10 protein-coding genes and 1 CRISPR repeat array are annotated in these 14,032 nt (G+C 46.8%); of the genes, 5 read left to right on the top strand and 5 right to left on the bottom strand.

The window, feature by feature from the left end:
• Window positions 1-41 precede the first annotated feature (41 nt).
• Together cas1f and Q338_RS15120 are read right to left on the bottom strand one after the other, a co-directional pair.
• Window positions 42-821 carry a type I-F CRISPR-associated endonuclease Cas1f gene (gene cas1f, locus Q338_RS04190; RefSeq protein WP_244773688.1) on the bottom strand — a complete coding sequence of 260 codons (780 nt, stop codon included), beginning with the start codon at window positions 819-821 and terminating at the stop codon, window positions 42-44.
• Window positions 821-1,069, bottom strand: coding sequence for a CRISPR-associated endonuclease Cas1 (locus Q338_RS15120; protein ID WP_244773217.1), 249 nt, complete (start codon window positions 1,067-1,069; stop codon window positions 821-823). Before Q338_RS15120 ends, cas1f begins: the two co-directional genes overlap by 1 nt.
• Before the next feature lie 225 nt (window positions 1,070-1,294).
• Window positions 1,295-1,803: direct repeats of the CRISPR family, unit length 28 nt; unit sequence GTTCTCGACCGCATAGGTCGCTTAGAAA.
• A 243-nt stretch (window positions 1,804-2,046) separates the two neighbouring features.
• On the opposite strand from Q338_RS15120, the gene dnaK reads away from it, so the two are divergent.
• Window positions 2,047-3,981 carry a molecular chaperone DnaK gene (gene dnaK / locus Q338_RS04185; RefSeq protein ID WP_034292294.1) on the top strand — a complete coding sequence of 645 codons (1,935 nt, stop codon included), beginning with the start codon at window positions 2,047-2,049 and terminating at the stop codon, window positions 3,979-3,981.
• A gap of 401 nt (window positions 3,982-4,382) precedes the next feature.
• Window positions 4,383-4,505 carry a hypothetical protein gene (locus Q338_RS15310; RefSeq protein WP_280517518.1) on the top strand — a complete coding sequence of 41 codons (123 nt, stop codon included), beginning with the start codon at window positions 4,383-4,385 and terminating at the stop codon, window positions 4,503-4,505.
• Window position 4,506: 1 nt separating this feature from the next.
• On the opposite strand, the gene Q338_RS04180 is transcribed toward Q338_RS15310, so the two are convergent.
• The 3 genes from Q338_RS04180 to dalD form a co-directional block, all read right to left on the bottom strand.
• Complete coding sequence (locus tag Q338_RS04180; protein WP_051968482.1) at window positions 4,507-5,787, bottom strand: MFS transporter; 1,281 nt, start codon at window positions 5,785-5,787, stop codon at window positions 4,507-4,509.
• A 123-nt stretch (window positions 5,788-5,910) separates the two neighbouring features.
• Window positions 5,911-7,365 carry a xylulokinase gene (gene xylB / locus Q338_RS04175; protein WP_034292311.1) on the bottom strand — a complete coding sequence of 485 codons (1,455 nt, stop codon included), beginning with the start codon at window positions 7,363-7,365 and terminating at the stop codon, window positions 5,911-5,913.
• A 148-nt stretch (window positions 7,366-7,513) separates the two neighbouring features.
• Window positions 7,514-8,881: a D-arabinitol 4-dehydrogenase gene (gene dalD / locus Q338_RS04170; protein WP_034292292.1), complete on the bottom strand. Its 1,368-nt coding sequence runs from the start codon at window positions 8,879-8,881 to the stop codon at window positions 7,514-7,516.
• A gap of 174 nt (window positions 8,882-9,055) precedes the next feature.
• On the opposite strand from dalD, the gene rimP reads away from it, so the two are divergent.
• The 3 genes from rimP to infB all read left to right on the top strand — a co-directional run bounded on the left by rimP (window position 9,056) and on the right by infB (window position 13,996).
• On the top strand, window positions 9,056-9,493 hold the full coding sequence (gene rimP, locus Q338_RS04165) for a ribosome maturation factor RimP (protein WP_034292286.1): 438 nt from the start codon (window positions 9,056-9,058) through the stop codon (window positions 9,491-9,493).
• A gap of 104 nt (window positions 9,494-9,597) precedes the next feature.
• Window positions 9,598-11,115 carry a transcription termination factor NusA gene (gene nusA, locus Q338_RS04160; protein WP_034292284.1) on the top strand — a complete coding sequence of 506 codons (1,518 nt, stop codon included), beginning with the start codon at window positions 9,598-9,600 and terminating at the stop codon, window positions 11,113-11,115.
• A gap of 13 nt (window positions 11,116-11,128) precedes the next feature.
• The gene (infB, locus tag Q338_RS04155; protein WP_034292282.1) at window positions 11,129-13,996 is read left to right on the top strand and encodes a translation initiation factor IF-2; all 2,868 of its coding nucleotides are present in this window, start codon (window positions 11,129-11,131) and stop codon (window positions 13,994-13,996) included.
• The last annotated feature ends 36 nt before the right edge of the window (window positions 13,997-14,032 follow it).

Here is a 14,032-nt window from a genome sequence, read left to right as displayed (position 1 = left end):
AGTTCGCTCAATTCAGTCATATTGGATTAGTCGTGAGAAAATTAATACGATACCACTGAATTGATGCGGACTTCTTTTTTTATTGTACTTTTTTTGTCGTGTACTGAAAGGCTGCCTGAAAAATCTTTTTTCAAAGCCAGTTCCTTAACCACCTCAAACATAAAATCAAGCACCTGATAATCGGTAAAATAATTTAACACTTCCTGACGAAATTCTTGTTCTGTCGCATTGTCTTTAGCACAAATAAAGGCAAGTGGCAGGACAATCGCATCTTTGACCAAATCGGCAATATCAAACACCAAAGCCCCACGCCGTGTTTTACCGTGCATTAGGGCAAAGCCGTGTGGAATACCAAGCACCCAAGCGGTTGTTGCCCCAAGCCCATAGGCTAAATAATTGCCGTGATTTAAAAAGGCATTGGCTTTATCACTGCTGTCAAAATCACGATGAAATCCAGCATTATTGGTATTTTTAGCGGCGATTTTATAAAACTCTTTGGTCATTCGCCCCTCTAAGGTTAATAATTGAGTATTGTTATTTTGTTTGAGAATTGCTTTTTGATAATGGGATAATAATTCATCAATCTGTTGATGAAATTCATAAGATTTAAATTCTTTGTCTTTATGCCAAATTTTATGGATAAATTCTATGCGTTTAAATTGCAATGTTTTGGCTTGAATAAAGCGTTTTTCATCATCAAACCACCAAGATAACCAGCCCTGCACATATTCGGTTGGGCGATATTCAGATTGGGGCGACAGCCATTCAATTTCACAGGCACTAAAAAGGGGCGTGCCACCGCCCCCACAAAATCCCACCATCACACCTGCACTTGACCTGCACTTGCCAGAAGTCGCATTGCCGCTTGGGTAATGGAAGTGCCTGTACCAAGCAAAATACAAGTGGTATTGGCAATGGGAATATTGTAATAAAGATTTTCGTTTTTGCCTTCGGTTAAATACAAAACCCGACCGTCTTTTTGCATCACTCGGCAATGCTCCAAATAAAACAGATTGGCTCGTTTGGAATGCAAAATAGCTTTGAGTTCGGTGGGTTTGAGGGTATTCATCGTGAAAAACCAAAAAATGTTAAAGATTGTTAAATTTAATCATGGGTAATGATGGCTGTCAAGGCAGTAAATGGAAAAATGAGTGATGTTGAACCCTTTATTTTGAGATAAAATTAAATTTATTTAAAATCAATTAGTTGAAAATAGGCGGAAAAACATGGGTTCACAACACCAAAATGCCGTGAAACACTTGATATGGCTGTATTGAGCCATTATAATTGCCTAGTTCTCGACCGCATAGGTCGCTTAGAAAGATGTACAGCAGCGTACCACACCCACCATTTAGTTCTCGACCGCATAGGTCGCTTAGAAAGTTTAAGTAATAGCGCATATCGTTTTTCGCCGGTTCTCGACCGCATAGGTCGCTTAGAAAATGCCGAAATTTTACCCACAAAACGTGGCGGAGTTCTCGACCGCATAGGTCGCTTAGAAACACTCATACAGCCAAAATTCACCACGCGGCGGGTTCTCGACCGCATAGGTCGCTTAGAAAGTAAAATCCCCACCCCCAGCACGTTCAATTTCGTTCTCGACCGCATAGGTCGCTTAGAAAATGCAAACCGCGCTGAATCTGAACCAACGAGCGTTCTCGACCGCATAGGTCGCTTAGAAAATGTCAGGGTCGTAGTACAGTTCAGCAACGCCGTTCCCGACCGCATAGGTCGCTTAGAAAGCTTTTACCTATTGAAATTGTGCGAAAAATTCCGTTCTCGACCGCATAGGTCGCTTAACAATGTAATTGGTAATTGCAAGCACCCCAAATTCACATCAATAAAATATAAAAGGCAGCCTGAAACGCCTACTCACACAAAAATTTCTCCCGTCCCCTTGAAAAAAATCGCCCCACCCCTATCTAACGCCCATCAAGGGATGAGTATTTTTCAGGCATCCTGAAAATCAGTTCACTTGAAAAAATCCTTTACTCGCCCCACATTTGCATTATCAAATTTTTAAAATTTTTTAGGAGCTAACACAATATGGCAAAAGTAATCGGTATTGACTTGGGTACCACCAACTCATGCGTGGCAATTTCCGAAAACGGACAAACCAAAGTAATTGAAAACGCAGAAGGCGCACGCACCACCCCTTCCATTATCGCGTATTTAGACGGTGGCGAAATTTTGGTGGGTGCGCCCGCCAAACGCCAAGCCGTTACCAACGCAAAAAACACCATTTATGCCGCCAAACGCTTGATTGGTCATAAATTTGAAGACAAAGAAGTACAACGCGACATTGAAACCATGCCCTTTGAAATCATCAAATCGGCAAATGGCGATGCGTGGGTTAAAGCACAAGGCAAAGAATTGTCGCCCCCACAAATTTCCGCCGAAGTGTTGCGCAAAATGAAAGAAGCGGCAGAAGCCTATTTGGGCGAAAAAGTAACCGAAGCCGTGGTAACCGTACCCGCCTACTTCAACGACAGCCAACGCCAAGCCACCAAAGACGCAGGTCGCATTGCAGGCTTGGACGTGAAACGCATCATCAACGAGCCAACCGCAGCCGCACTCGCATTCGGTATGGACAAAGTATCAGGTGGCGACCGCAAAATCGCGGTTTACGACTTGGGCGGTGGCACGTTTGACATTTCCATCATTGAAATTGCCGATATTGATGGCGACAAACAATTTGAAGTTTTGGCAACCAATGGCGACACCTTCTTGGGTGGCGAAGACTTTGACCAACGCATTATTGACCACATCATTGCCGAGTTCAAAAAAGAACAAGGCATTGATTTGAAAAACGATGTAATGGCTTTGCAACGCCTGAAAGAAGCCGCAGAAAAAGCCAAAATTGAATTGTCTAGCGGTCAGCAAACCGAAATCAATTTGCCTTACATCACAATGGACGCAACAGGTCCCAAACACTTGGCAATGAAAATCACCCGCGCCAAGTTTGAGGCTTTGGTAGAAGATTTGGTGGCACGTTCCATTGAGCCTTGCCGCATTGCGTTGAAAGACGCAGGTTTGTCTGCCAGCGAAATTGACGATGTGATTTTGGTGGGCGGTCAAACCCGCATGCCCAAAGTGCAAGAAGCCGTAAAAGAATTTTTCGGCAAAGAACCACGCAAAGACGTGAACCCAGACGAAGCCGTTGCCGTTGGTGCAGCGATTCAGGGCGAAGTGTTGGGTGGTGGTCGCAATGACGTGTTGTTGTTGGACGTTACCCCATTGTCTTTGGGCATTGAAACCATGGGCGGTGTGATGACCAAACTCATCAACAAAAACACCACCATTCCCACCAAAGCATCGCAAGTGTTCTCCACTGCCGAAAACAATCAGGCTGCCGTAACCATTCATGTGTTGCAAGGCGAACGCGAACGCGCCTCGGGCAACAAATCTTTGGGTCAATTCAATTTGGGCGACATTCCGCCAGCACCACGCGGCGTGCCACAAATTGAAGTTACCTTTGACATTGACGCGAACGGCATTTTGCACGTTTCCGCCAAAGACAAAGGCACAGGCAAAGCAGCCAACATCACGATTCAAGGCTCTTCTGGTTTGAGCGAGGAAGAAATTGAACGCATGGTTAAAGACGCAGAAGCCAACGCTGCCGAAGACAAAAAATTGGTGGAATTGGTACAAAGCCGCAACCAAGCAGAAGCCTTGATTCACTCTGTGAAAAAATCTTTGGAAGAACATGGCGACAAATTGTCTGCCGATGAAAAAGCCAATATTGAAGTGGCTTTGAAAGAAGCAGAAGACGCGGTGAAAGAAGACGATAAAGACGCGATTGACGCAAAAGCAGAAGCACTTGGCACAGCCAGCCAAAAATTGGGCGAAATCGTGTACGCACAGGCGCAAGCCGAAGCGGAAGCAGCGCAAAACGGTGCAGGTGCTGGCAACCAATCTGCGAAAAAAGACGATGATGTCGTGGACGCAGAGTTTCAAGAAGTAAAAGATAAAAAAGACTAATTAATTGGTTTTTTTGAATAAAAGGCAGCCTGAAAATCTTAAAATGGGTTTTCAGGCTGCCTTTTTGTTGTAAAAACGTATCATGGTGTAATATTATTTATTTAAATAATCAAATGGTTAGTCTAAATAATTTCATTTGCGTTAATTAAATTGTTGAGAAATACTCTTATTTTTGTATAATAGAGACGTTCAATGAATTTTATTGAGCAGTCATTCCCGTCATTAGAAATGGAAAACGCCCATTTGGTTTTGTGCCAAATGGGTGTTTTTCTTTTTCAGTTCTGCGACTATAGCAAGAGTAGGGTGGGCAACTCGCTGCCCATGCGGTTTGATACACCCCACATTATTTTTTCAGGTAGCCCGAAATCAAATATTTCACATTAAAACATCATTTTATATGTATGCGATTGAACTGCATGGGCAACGAGTTACCCACCCTATGCTTGCTACCCCTACTCCCCAACAATAAAACAGGCAGCCTGAAACCATCTTCAGGCTGCCTGTTTAATATTTTAATCAAATAAATCAATGTTTAGGCTGTTGCACTTTCAGCAAGAACGACACGCCAAACGCTGCAATATAACAAGCCGTAAAGGTCAATACTACAATCTCATAATTTTGTGGGAACATTGCCAACAATGCACCCGCAATCGCAGGCGCAGCAAAGTTAGACAAACCAGCCGACAAAGTGTAAACCGAAATCGCTGCGCCTTTGTGTGTCGGTTCCAATGTGGTGAAAATCGGGGTCATTGGCACAAACGCTGCCACAAACCAACCCAACAAAATCGCTGGAATCCACGCCATCATGAATTCGCCTGTGCCAGCCGTGCCTGTGGGTGCAACCGTGTTGTACCACTCGGGCAAATAGTAAAACACCAATGTGGACAACGCCATACCAATACAACCAAACCAACGAATCGTGCGCACCCAACCGATTTTCTCGCCCACAATACCCCAAAACACGTTGGAAACCAAAGTCGTGGCGAAAAACACCGTCCAAATTTGCAACCATTGCGATGTGGTAAATTCAAAGTTTTTCGTGAAATACATTGGACCAATGACCGCGTAACCAAACAAGGACAAGGTGTTCACAATGCGGATAAAGCTCGCGTACGCGATTTGTGGGTTTTTCAACAAGGTAATCGCGCGGCTCAATTCGCTCAATTTTTCTTGTGTGGACAAACCATCGCCTTTGGCTTTGCCCGTCAAATGACCCAATTTGAACACGGCAACCAAACCACCCAACACCACAAACACCAACGCAAACCACAGCGTACCCATTTCGCCCATCATCGGAATCGTGAAGCTCGGAATAAAGCTACCAAACACGCCAATACCAAACGAATACACCGTCCAGAACCACCCCATAGATGGACCAATTTGTCGCGCTTCCACGTTTTGCACAATCATCACAATAAATGAGTACAAAAACAAGGGGTAAGCCAAACCGCGCAAACCGTAAAACAGTAAAATCATCGCATAATTGGATTGTCCCAAGCCCAAAATCAGTAACAGAACGTGCAACACCGCCCACATCACAAAGCCAATAATCATCGCTTTGCGTGGCGTGATGATTTCCGCCACCACGCCTGACACCCACGCCGCAATCGCCGCCGCAAAGCCGTACACCGCAAAAGCGTTAGACGATTGCGCTTCGGTAAAGCCCAAATCCACAATGTATTTGGATAAAAAGGCTAACTCAAAACCATCGCCCGTCATAAACAAGGCAATGGCGATGTAGCCCCAAATCAATTTAAGTGGCATACCCAACCATTCGCGGGTATCGTGTGCTGTTGGATTGTTCATGATGAAAATCTCCGTTTGGTTATGATTGTTATCGTGATAAAAATGGGTTTTCAGGCTGCCTGAAAACCTTTTTTGGTGCAAAAATGCGACTTTTCACACCAAAAACTGTATGCAGAAAATCAATTATCGGTTTGATTTTTCTACGGAATACAATTTGCGGAATTGCGCGTAACGTGTTGGCAAAAAATCTTTTTTATTTGGATTAAAGATTTGGTTGATTTCAGGTTTGGTGCAAATTTGCGTTTCATCGCCACCGCAAGCCAATGCCGCCAAACGCGCCGCGCCCAATGCGCCACCCGTTTCGCCACCTTTGTGGGTAACAATTTGAATTTGCAAAATATCTGCCAATAATTGCGCCCAATAAGGACTTCTCGCGCCACCGCCCAACAGCGAACATTCGCTGATTTGCGTGCCACTTTCTTGCAAAACACGCACACCGTCCGCCAAACCAAAACTCACGCCTTCCAACACCGCGTAACCGATTTCTGCGCGACCGTGTGCGTGCGTCAAACCGTGCAGGCTGCCTGTGGCAAAAGCGTCATTGTGTGGCGTGCGCTCGCCCGACAAATAGGGCAGGAAAATCGGGGCTTGGGCGCGTTGTTCATCGCTCAAACGCTCAATTTCGGCAAGCAATTCCACTTCTTTCACGCCCACCAGTTTGCAATACCAGCTCAAACACGCGGCTGCCGACAACATCACGCTCATCTGGTGCCAACGGTTTGGCAAAGCATGACAGAAACAATGCACCGCAGATTGTGGCGCAGGACGATAATTTTCGTTTACCACAAACACCACGCCCGAAGTGCCCAACGAAATAAATGCGTCATTTGGATTAACCGCGCCCACGCCCACCGCGCTGGCAGCGTTGTCGCCACCACCGCCCGCCACAATCACGTCAGGCGACAAACCCCATTTTTCCGCCAAATCCGCTTTCAGGCTGCCTGAAACGTGCGAACCTTCCACCAAATCCGCCATAAAACTTCTGTCCATGCCACACGCGGCTAATACTTCGTCCGACCAATCGCGTTTTGCCACGTCCAGCCACAACATGCCTGCCGCGTCCGACATTTCCGATACTTTTTTGCCTGTCAGCAAAAAGCGAATGTAATCTTTGGGCAACAAAACGGTTTTGGTTTGCGCGAAAATATCGGGTTCGTGTTTGCGTACCCACAATAATTTAGGCGCGGTAAAACCTGCCATTGCCAAATTACCCGTAATCGCGTGCAAATCGGGAACGGCTTGTTCCAATTCCGCGCATTCGGCTGATGAACGCGTGTCGTTCCATAAAATCACGGGGCGCAATACATCATTGTTTTCATTTAACAAAACTGCGCCGTGCATTTGACCCGACAAGCCAATGCCACGAATTTGCGCCCATTTGAAATTGCCGACTTTATCGCGCAACTGCAACACCAAATCATTGGTAACGCGCCACCATTCGTCAGCCGATTGTTCCGACCATTGCGGTTGTGGGCGTTGAATACTCAAAGGCAAACCGTGCGTGGCGATGATGTCGCCATTATCGCCCATTAACAGGGCTTTGATTTCCGAAGTGCCGTAGTCTAATCCGAGATACATATTTGATTTTCCATAATAATTTAAATAACGTGGGTGAATCATGGATTGCACCCTACGCATTTTATGGGTAACAAAAAGGCTACCTGAAAAGCTGTTCAACCTTTTCAGACAGCCTTTTAGATATTTTTATCTTAATAAAAACAAACGATTACGCAATCAATTCACGAATATAAGCCACTTGCTCGCGCATCAATTCCACAAATTCAGGTTTGCCCGCCAATTCGCCAAACAAAGCCTTGTCGCTGGCAAACACCGCCACAGGGTCTTCGGACGCATACATCGCGCGAACTGCTGCTTCGTCCAAAATACCGTCTTGGTAAGTGAATGGCAATTTGCCTTCGTTCCAGCGTTCCATAAACACAAAGAATGTCGCTGGCAAACGCGCAGTTTTGGTGGGTGTTGCACCTTGTTTGTAACGCTCAATCAAAGTCGGCTGCATTTGCGCGGGAATTTTGGAGAAACCGTCTGCGGCAACACGCTGATTGGTGTCTTTAATGTGCGGATTGGTAAAGCGTTCCAACACCACATCGCGGTATTTACCCAAATCAATCAAATCGTTACCCAAGCTGGCAATCACGTCTTCGGTAACATAATCGTGCGCTAATTTGTAAGCTTTTTCCAAATTGGTGCTGTCGTGAATGTACAATTCGCCCAACAAAGTCCCCAACCACGCAATCGCCGCATGTGGCACGTTCAACACGCGGATTTTGGCTTCTTCGTAAGGAATCACGCTTTCCACCAATTCCACGCCCACTTTTTCCAAAGCGGGACGGATATTGTCTTTGAAATTGTCTTCAATCACCCATTGAATAAAGGTTTCGCCCATCACTGGGGCTTTGTCGTCAATGCCTGTTTTTTCTTTAATGCGTGCGGGCAAATCTTCGGCTGGACGTGGCACGATTCTGTCCACCATTGTGTTGGGCGTGGTGGCATGGTCTTTGAGCCAATCCACAATATCTTGTTGATTCGTCAGCGTTAAAAATTCCACCAAGCCGTCATGGAAACGCTCGCCATTGTGGCGCACATTGTCGCAATTCAATAAAGTTACGTTGCCGTTTGCCAATTTCATGCGTTCGCGCAAAATTTTCGCCATCACGCCATAAATCGTGTTCAAACCACCTTCCAAATCCGCTTTCAACGCAGGGTCAGATTGCACCAATTTGAATTGACTGTCCAAATAATAGCCCGCTTCGGTAACGGTAAACGCGATGACTTTGGTATTTTCTTCCGCGCCCACCGCAATCAGGGGTTGCAAACCTTCTTCCCACGCAATCGGACGTTTTACCGATTTGATGACTTCGTAAGCGCGTTCATCTTTGGGGCTAACCGTTTCCAAAACGTATTCATTGTTTTGCGCCAACAAACCTTGAATGGTGTGTTCGCTGTCGTTGCGAATGTTGCCAGCCGCGATAGACCAAGTGTCATCGCCTTGTTTCAGCAATTCATTCAAATACCACGCTTGGTGGGCGCGGTGGAAAGAACCAAAACCAATGTGTAACCAAGTGTATTTGCTCATGGCGTAAATCTCCGAATTATTGTTAGGCAGCCTGAACAGATATTTCGCAAAAAATTTCTTTTCCTTTCAAACCAAAAGCGTTATAATTGCGCCCAAATTTTTCAATCCTCAAACGAAAAATGACCCGCGCGGTCATTTTTTTGTTTTTATACTGTATGGAAATTAAATTAAAACATGGATTTACAGCAAATTTTAGAAACCACACTACCTGGTTTGGGCTATGAATTGGTGGACTTTGAATTGACGGCGCAAGGCACTTTGCGCGTGTTTATTGATAATGAAAACGGCATTACAGTGGAAGATTGTGCCACCGTGAGCAACCATTTAAGCCGCCTGTTTATGGTGGAAGACGTGGATTATAAAAACTTGGAAATCTCCAGCCCTGGTCTTGACCGTCCATTGAAAAAAGCGGCGGACTTTGTCCGTTTTGCAGGCAGCCAAATTAAATTGAAAACGCGTTTGCCTGTTGAGGGACAAAAAAATTTCATCGGTAAATTAGACGGTTTTGACGAAACCACGCAAATCATCACAATGTCGTTTGATGGCAAAACGGTGGCGATTGAATTGCCTAATGTGGATAAGGCGCGTATTCGCCCTGAATTTAAGTTTTAATGGTTCAGGCTGCCTGAAACAATATTATTTATATTATGATAATTTGTTTTTCAGGCTGCCTGAATGTTTACAAAAAATAGATTATTAATCATTAGGAAAGCGAAATGAGCCGCGAAATTTTGGATTTGGCAGCAGCCCTTGCCAGCGAGAAAAATGTAGAACCCGATGTGGTGTTTGAAGCCCTTGAAGTGGCTTTGGGCATTGCCGCCAAGAAAAAAGCCGACCGCGAACACATGGATTTGGAAGTCCGCATTCATCGTGAAACGGGCGAATACCATACTGTGCGTAAGTGGTTGATTGTAGAAGATTTGGATTACACTTACCCTGAATTGGAAAAAACGATTGAGCAAATTCAGGAAGAAATCCCTGGAATTGATATTCAAGTGGGCGATTATTACGAAGAAGAAATCCCCAACGAAGCCTTTGGTCGCCAAGCGGCACAAACGGCTAAACAAATTATTTTGCAAAAAATCCGTGATGCGGAACGTGAGCAAATTTTAAATGACTTCTTGGCAACGCGTGAAGAAATTGTGGTGGGTACGGTCAAACGTGTGGAACGTCATGGGATTATCGTGGAAATCGCGCCGAAATTGGACGCGTTGATTAAACGTGAAGATTGTTTGCCACGTGAAAATTATCGTGGTGGCGACAAAATCCGTGCTTTATTTTTGCAAGTGGAAGAATTTAATGGTGGGCGCAAACAGGTTTTGTTGAGCCGTTCTTCGCCTGAATTTTTGCGTAAATTATTTGAACAGGAAGTGCCTGAAATCAAAGATGGTTTATTGGAAATTCGTGAAGTAGCACGCGATGCGGGACAACGCGCCAAAATCGCGGTTTTGACCAATGACCAACGCATTGACCCGCAAGGTACTTGTATTGGTGTACGCGGTTCGCGTGTGAATGCGGTGTCTAATGAGATTGGCGGCGAGCGCATTGACGTGGTGCTGTGGTCTGATGACACGGCGCAATTTATTATTAATGCGCTGTCGCCCGCGCAAGTGAGCCGCATTGTGATTGATGAAGAAAAACATGCGGTTGATGTGATTGTTACCGAAGAGCAATTGGCTTTGGCGATTGGTCGCGGTGGGCAAAATGTGCGTTTGGCGGCGGAATTGACGGGCTGGCAGTTGAACATCATGACGTCGCAAGAAGCGGAAGCGCGTGATGCGGCGGAAGAAGCGGCACTTCGTGAATTATTCGTGTCGCAAATGGGCGTGGACGAAGACATCGCCAATATTTTGGTGGCGGAAGGCTTTACCAGCGTGGAAGAAGTGGCGTATGTGGCGTTGGACGAATTGCAGGAAATTGAAGACTTTTCTGATGAACAGGTGAACGATATTCGTGCCAAAGCGCGTGATGCAGTGTTGAAAGCGGCTTTGGAAGCGGAAGAAAAATTGAGCCATATCGCTGATGATTTGAAAAACTTGGACGGCTTGGACGATGATATGTTGCGCGATTTGGCGGAAGCCAATATTTTGGCGCGTGATGATTTGGCGGAATTGTCGGTTGATGAATTGATTGAAATCACAGGCGTGAGCAAGGAAAAAGCGCAAGAAGTGATTTTGGCAGCGCGCGCGCATTGGTTTGCCGATGACGAAGCCGCAAACGAACAAGCAGCATAAGGATACTTAAATTATGAGTAATACACATTCACGCAATAACAAACCCGCCAGCCCTGTGGTGGAACACAAAAAACGCCGCCACGTTGAAATCCCCAAAGATGAATTGTTGGCAAAATTAAAAGCGGAAGAAGCTGCTCAAACCGCGCAACCCACTTCAGGCAGCCTGAAAACAGAAACCGCTCCCGAAACCGTTGCGCCTACGCCTACTGCGGCGGTTGTGCCATCTGATAATCAGCCAAGCGAAGACGCGGAACGCGCCGCCAAAAAAGCCGCCGCCGAAGCGGAAGCCGCTCGTGTGAAAGCGGCTCGTGCTGCGAAAGCCGCCGCCAAATCATCGGATAATCAAACCGAAAAATCCGATAAAAACAATGGCGAAACGGTTTCAGGCAGCCTGAAAACGGAAAATACGCCTGTGGCAGAAAAAACGGAAGCGGTGGAAAAAGTGGAAAACAAATCTGCTGAAAACCCGACCACTAAACCCGAAACAAACACAGAAGATGGCGAGCCAAAAGAAAAACGCAAGCGTTCACGCGGTGGTCGCAATCGCAATAAGAATAGGGAACAGGGTGCGCCCGAGCCTTTGCCGACACCTGTGGAAGTAGTGAACGCGGAAGAAGCCGCGCGTCGTGCCGCCGAAGCCGAGCAAGAGCGCAAACGCCGTGAAGCGCAAGAAGCCTTGTTGCGCGAAAAACAAGAACGCGCGGAGCGTCAAGCACGCCGTGAAGCAGCGAAATTACAGGCTGCCGAAGAAGCCAAAACCGCCGCTCAAGCGAAAAAAGACGCAGCGCGTACCGCCAAACCCAGCGAAGAAAAACGCAAAGCAGATGAAAATAAAGCCAAATCTGCATCACAAGACAAAACCAAATCTGCCGAAAAACCTGCACCTAAATCTTCAGGCAGCCTGAACGATGAAAACCCCAGCAGCGGCAGCCGCAAAAAAGACGACCGCCGCCACAGCCGCGATGATGACGCGCCAAAAGGCAAAGGCGGCAAAGCGGCAAAAGGCAAAGGCGGTCGCAATGACAGTCGCGGTGGCGATGACGAGCAAGTACGCGGCGGCAAAAAAGGCAAAAAACTGAAATTAGAGCCAAATCAACACGCATTCCAAGCCCCAACCGAACCTGTGGTTCACGAAGTGCTGGTGCCTGAAACCATTACCGTAGCCGATTTGGCGCACAAAATGGCAGTCAAAGGCGTGGAAGTGGTCAAAACGCTGATGAAAATGGGCATGATGGTTACGATTAACCAATCGCTTGACCAAGACACCGCCCTGCTCGTGGTAGAAGAAATGGGACACATCGGCAAACCTGCCGCCATTGACGACCCAGATGCCTTCTTGAATGACGACAGCACCCATGTTGATGCGGAAATGTTGCCACGTCCACCCGTTGTTACCGTGATGGGACACGTTGACCACGGTAAAACTTCGCTGCTTGACCACATTCGCAAAACGCGCGTGGTGTCGGGCGAGGCGGGCGGCATTACGCAACACATTGGCGCGTATCATGTGGACACGCCGCGTGGTGTGGTCACGTTTTTGGATACCCCTGGTCATGAAGCCTTTACCGCCATGCGTGCGCGTGGTGCCAAAGCCACCGACATCGTGATTTTGGTGGTAGCAGCCGATGATGGCGTGATGCCGCAAACCGTTGAAGCCATTGCCCACGCCAAAGCCGCAGGCGTGCCGATTGTGGTTGCCGTGAACAAAATTGACAAAGATTCCGCCAACCCCGAACGCATTCGCCAAGAATTGACCCAACACGAAGTCGTGTGCGATGAATGGGGCGGCGATGTGCAATTTGTGGACGTGTCTGCCAAACACGGCATCAACATTGACAAATTGTTGGAAGCCGTGTTGTTGGAAGCGGAAGTGTTGGAATTGAAAGCCCCAGTCGCAGCACCTGCCAAAGGCTTGATTGTGGAAGCGAAATTGGACAAAGGTCGCGGTGCGGTTGCCACCTTGTTGGTGCAAAGTGGTACTTTGCGTAAAGGCGATATGCTGTTGGCTGGCACCACGTTCGGTAAAATCCGCGCGATGTTGGACGAAAACGGCAAACCGATTGATGAAGCAGGTCCTTCTATTCCCGTAGAAATTTTGGGTTTGTCGGACGTACCCAATGCAGGCGAAGACGCGCTGGTGTTGGCGGACGAGAAAAAAGCGCGTGAAGTTGCCCTGTTCCGTCAAGGCAAATTCCGTGATGTGCGTTTGGCAAAACAACAAGCCGCCAAATTGGAAAACATGTTCAACAACATGGGCGAAAATCAGGCGCAAAACTTGTCTATCATCATCAAAGCAGACGTACAAGGTTCTTACGAAGCTTTGGCAGGCAGCCTGCAAAAATTGTCCACCGATGAAGTGCGCGTACAAGTCTTACACAGTGGCGTGGGTGGCATTTCGGAAAGCGATGTGAACTTGGCGATTGCGTCTGGCGCGTTGATTATTGCGTTTAACGTGCGCGCGGACAATGCTGCGCGTAAATTGGCAGAAACCGAAGACGTGGAAATCCGCTACTACAACATCATTTACGATGCGATTGACGATGTGAAAGCGGCAATGAGCGGCATGTTGTCGCCCGAAGAGAAAGAACAAATCACGGGTACGGTGGAAATCCGCCAAGTCATTACGGTGTCCAAAGTCGGCAATATTGCAGGCTGTATGGTTACGGACGGCTTGGTCAAACGCGACAGCAAAGTGCGCGTGATTCGCAACAATGTGGTGATTCACACGGGCGAATTGTCATCGCTCAAACGCTTTAAAGACGATGTGAAAGAAGTGAAAATGGGCTTTGAATGCGGTTTGATGATTAAAAACTTCAATGAAATCATGGAAGGCGACCAACTGGAATGCTTTGACGTGGTGGAAGTGGCGCGTACTTTGTAATCGCGTTTGAATGAAAAAAGCAGCCTGAAAATGTTT

It is taken from the genome of Alysiella crassa DSM 2578 (assembly GCF_000745955.1).
GTDB lineage: Bacteria > Pseudomonadota > Gammaproteobacteria > Burkholderiales > Neisseriaceae > Simonsiella > Simonsiella crassa.
The sequence above is the reverse complement of the archived record's forward strand: the minus strand, read 5'-3'. Positions and strand labels throughout refer to the sequence as shown.

Excerpts from the sequence above, each read along its gene's own strand:
- rimP (WP_034292286.1), top strand. The coding sequence starts at position 9,056 with ATGGATTTACAGCAAATTTTAGAAACCACACTACCTGGTTTGGGCTAT.
- dalD (WP_034292292.1), bottom strand. The coding sequence starts at position 8,881 with ATGAGCAAATACACTTGGTTACACATTGGTTTTGGTTCTTTCCACCGC.
- infB (WP_034292282.1), top strand. The coding sequence starts at position 11,129 with ATGAGTAATACACATTCACGCAATAACAAACCCGCCAGCCCTGTGGTG.
- nusA (WP_034292284.1), top strand. The coding sequence starts at position 9,598 with ATGAGCCGCGAAATTTTGGATTTGGCAGCAGCCCTTGCCAGCGAGAAA.
- Q338_RS04180 (WP_051968482.1), bottom strand. The coding sequence starts at position 5,787 with ATGAACAATCCAACAGCACACGATACCCGCGAATGGTTGGGTATGCCA.
- cas1f (WP_244773688.1), bottom strand. The coding sequence starts at position 821 with ATGGTGGGATTTTGTGGGGGCGGTGGCACGCCCCTTTTTAGTGCCTGT.
- Q338_RS15120 (WP_244773217.1), bottom strand. The coding sequence starts at position 1,069 with ATGAATACCCTCAAACCCACCGAACTCAAAGCTATTTTGCATTCCAAA.
- Q338_RS15310 (WP_280517518.1), top strand. The coding sequence starts at position 4,383 with ATGCGATTGAACTGCATGGGCAACGAGTTACCCACCCTATGCTTGCTA.
- xylB (WP_034292311.1), bottom strand. The coding sequence starts at position 7,365 with ATGTATCTCGGATTAGACTACGGCACTTCGGAAATCAAAGCCCTGTTA.
- dnaK (WP_034292294.1), top strand. The coding sequence starts at position 2,047 with ATGGCAAAAGTAATCGGTATTGACTTGGGTACCACCAACTCATGCGTG.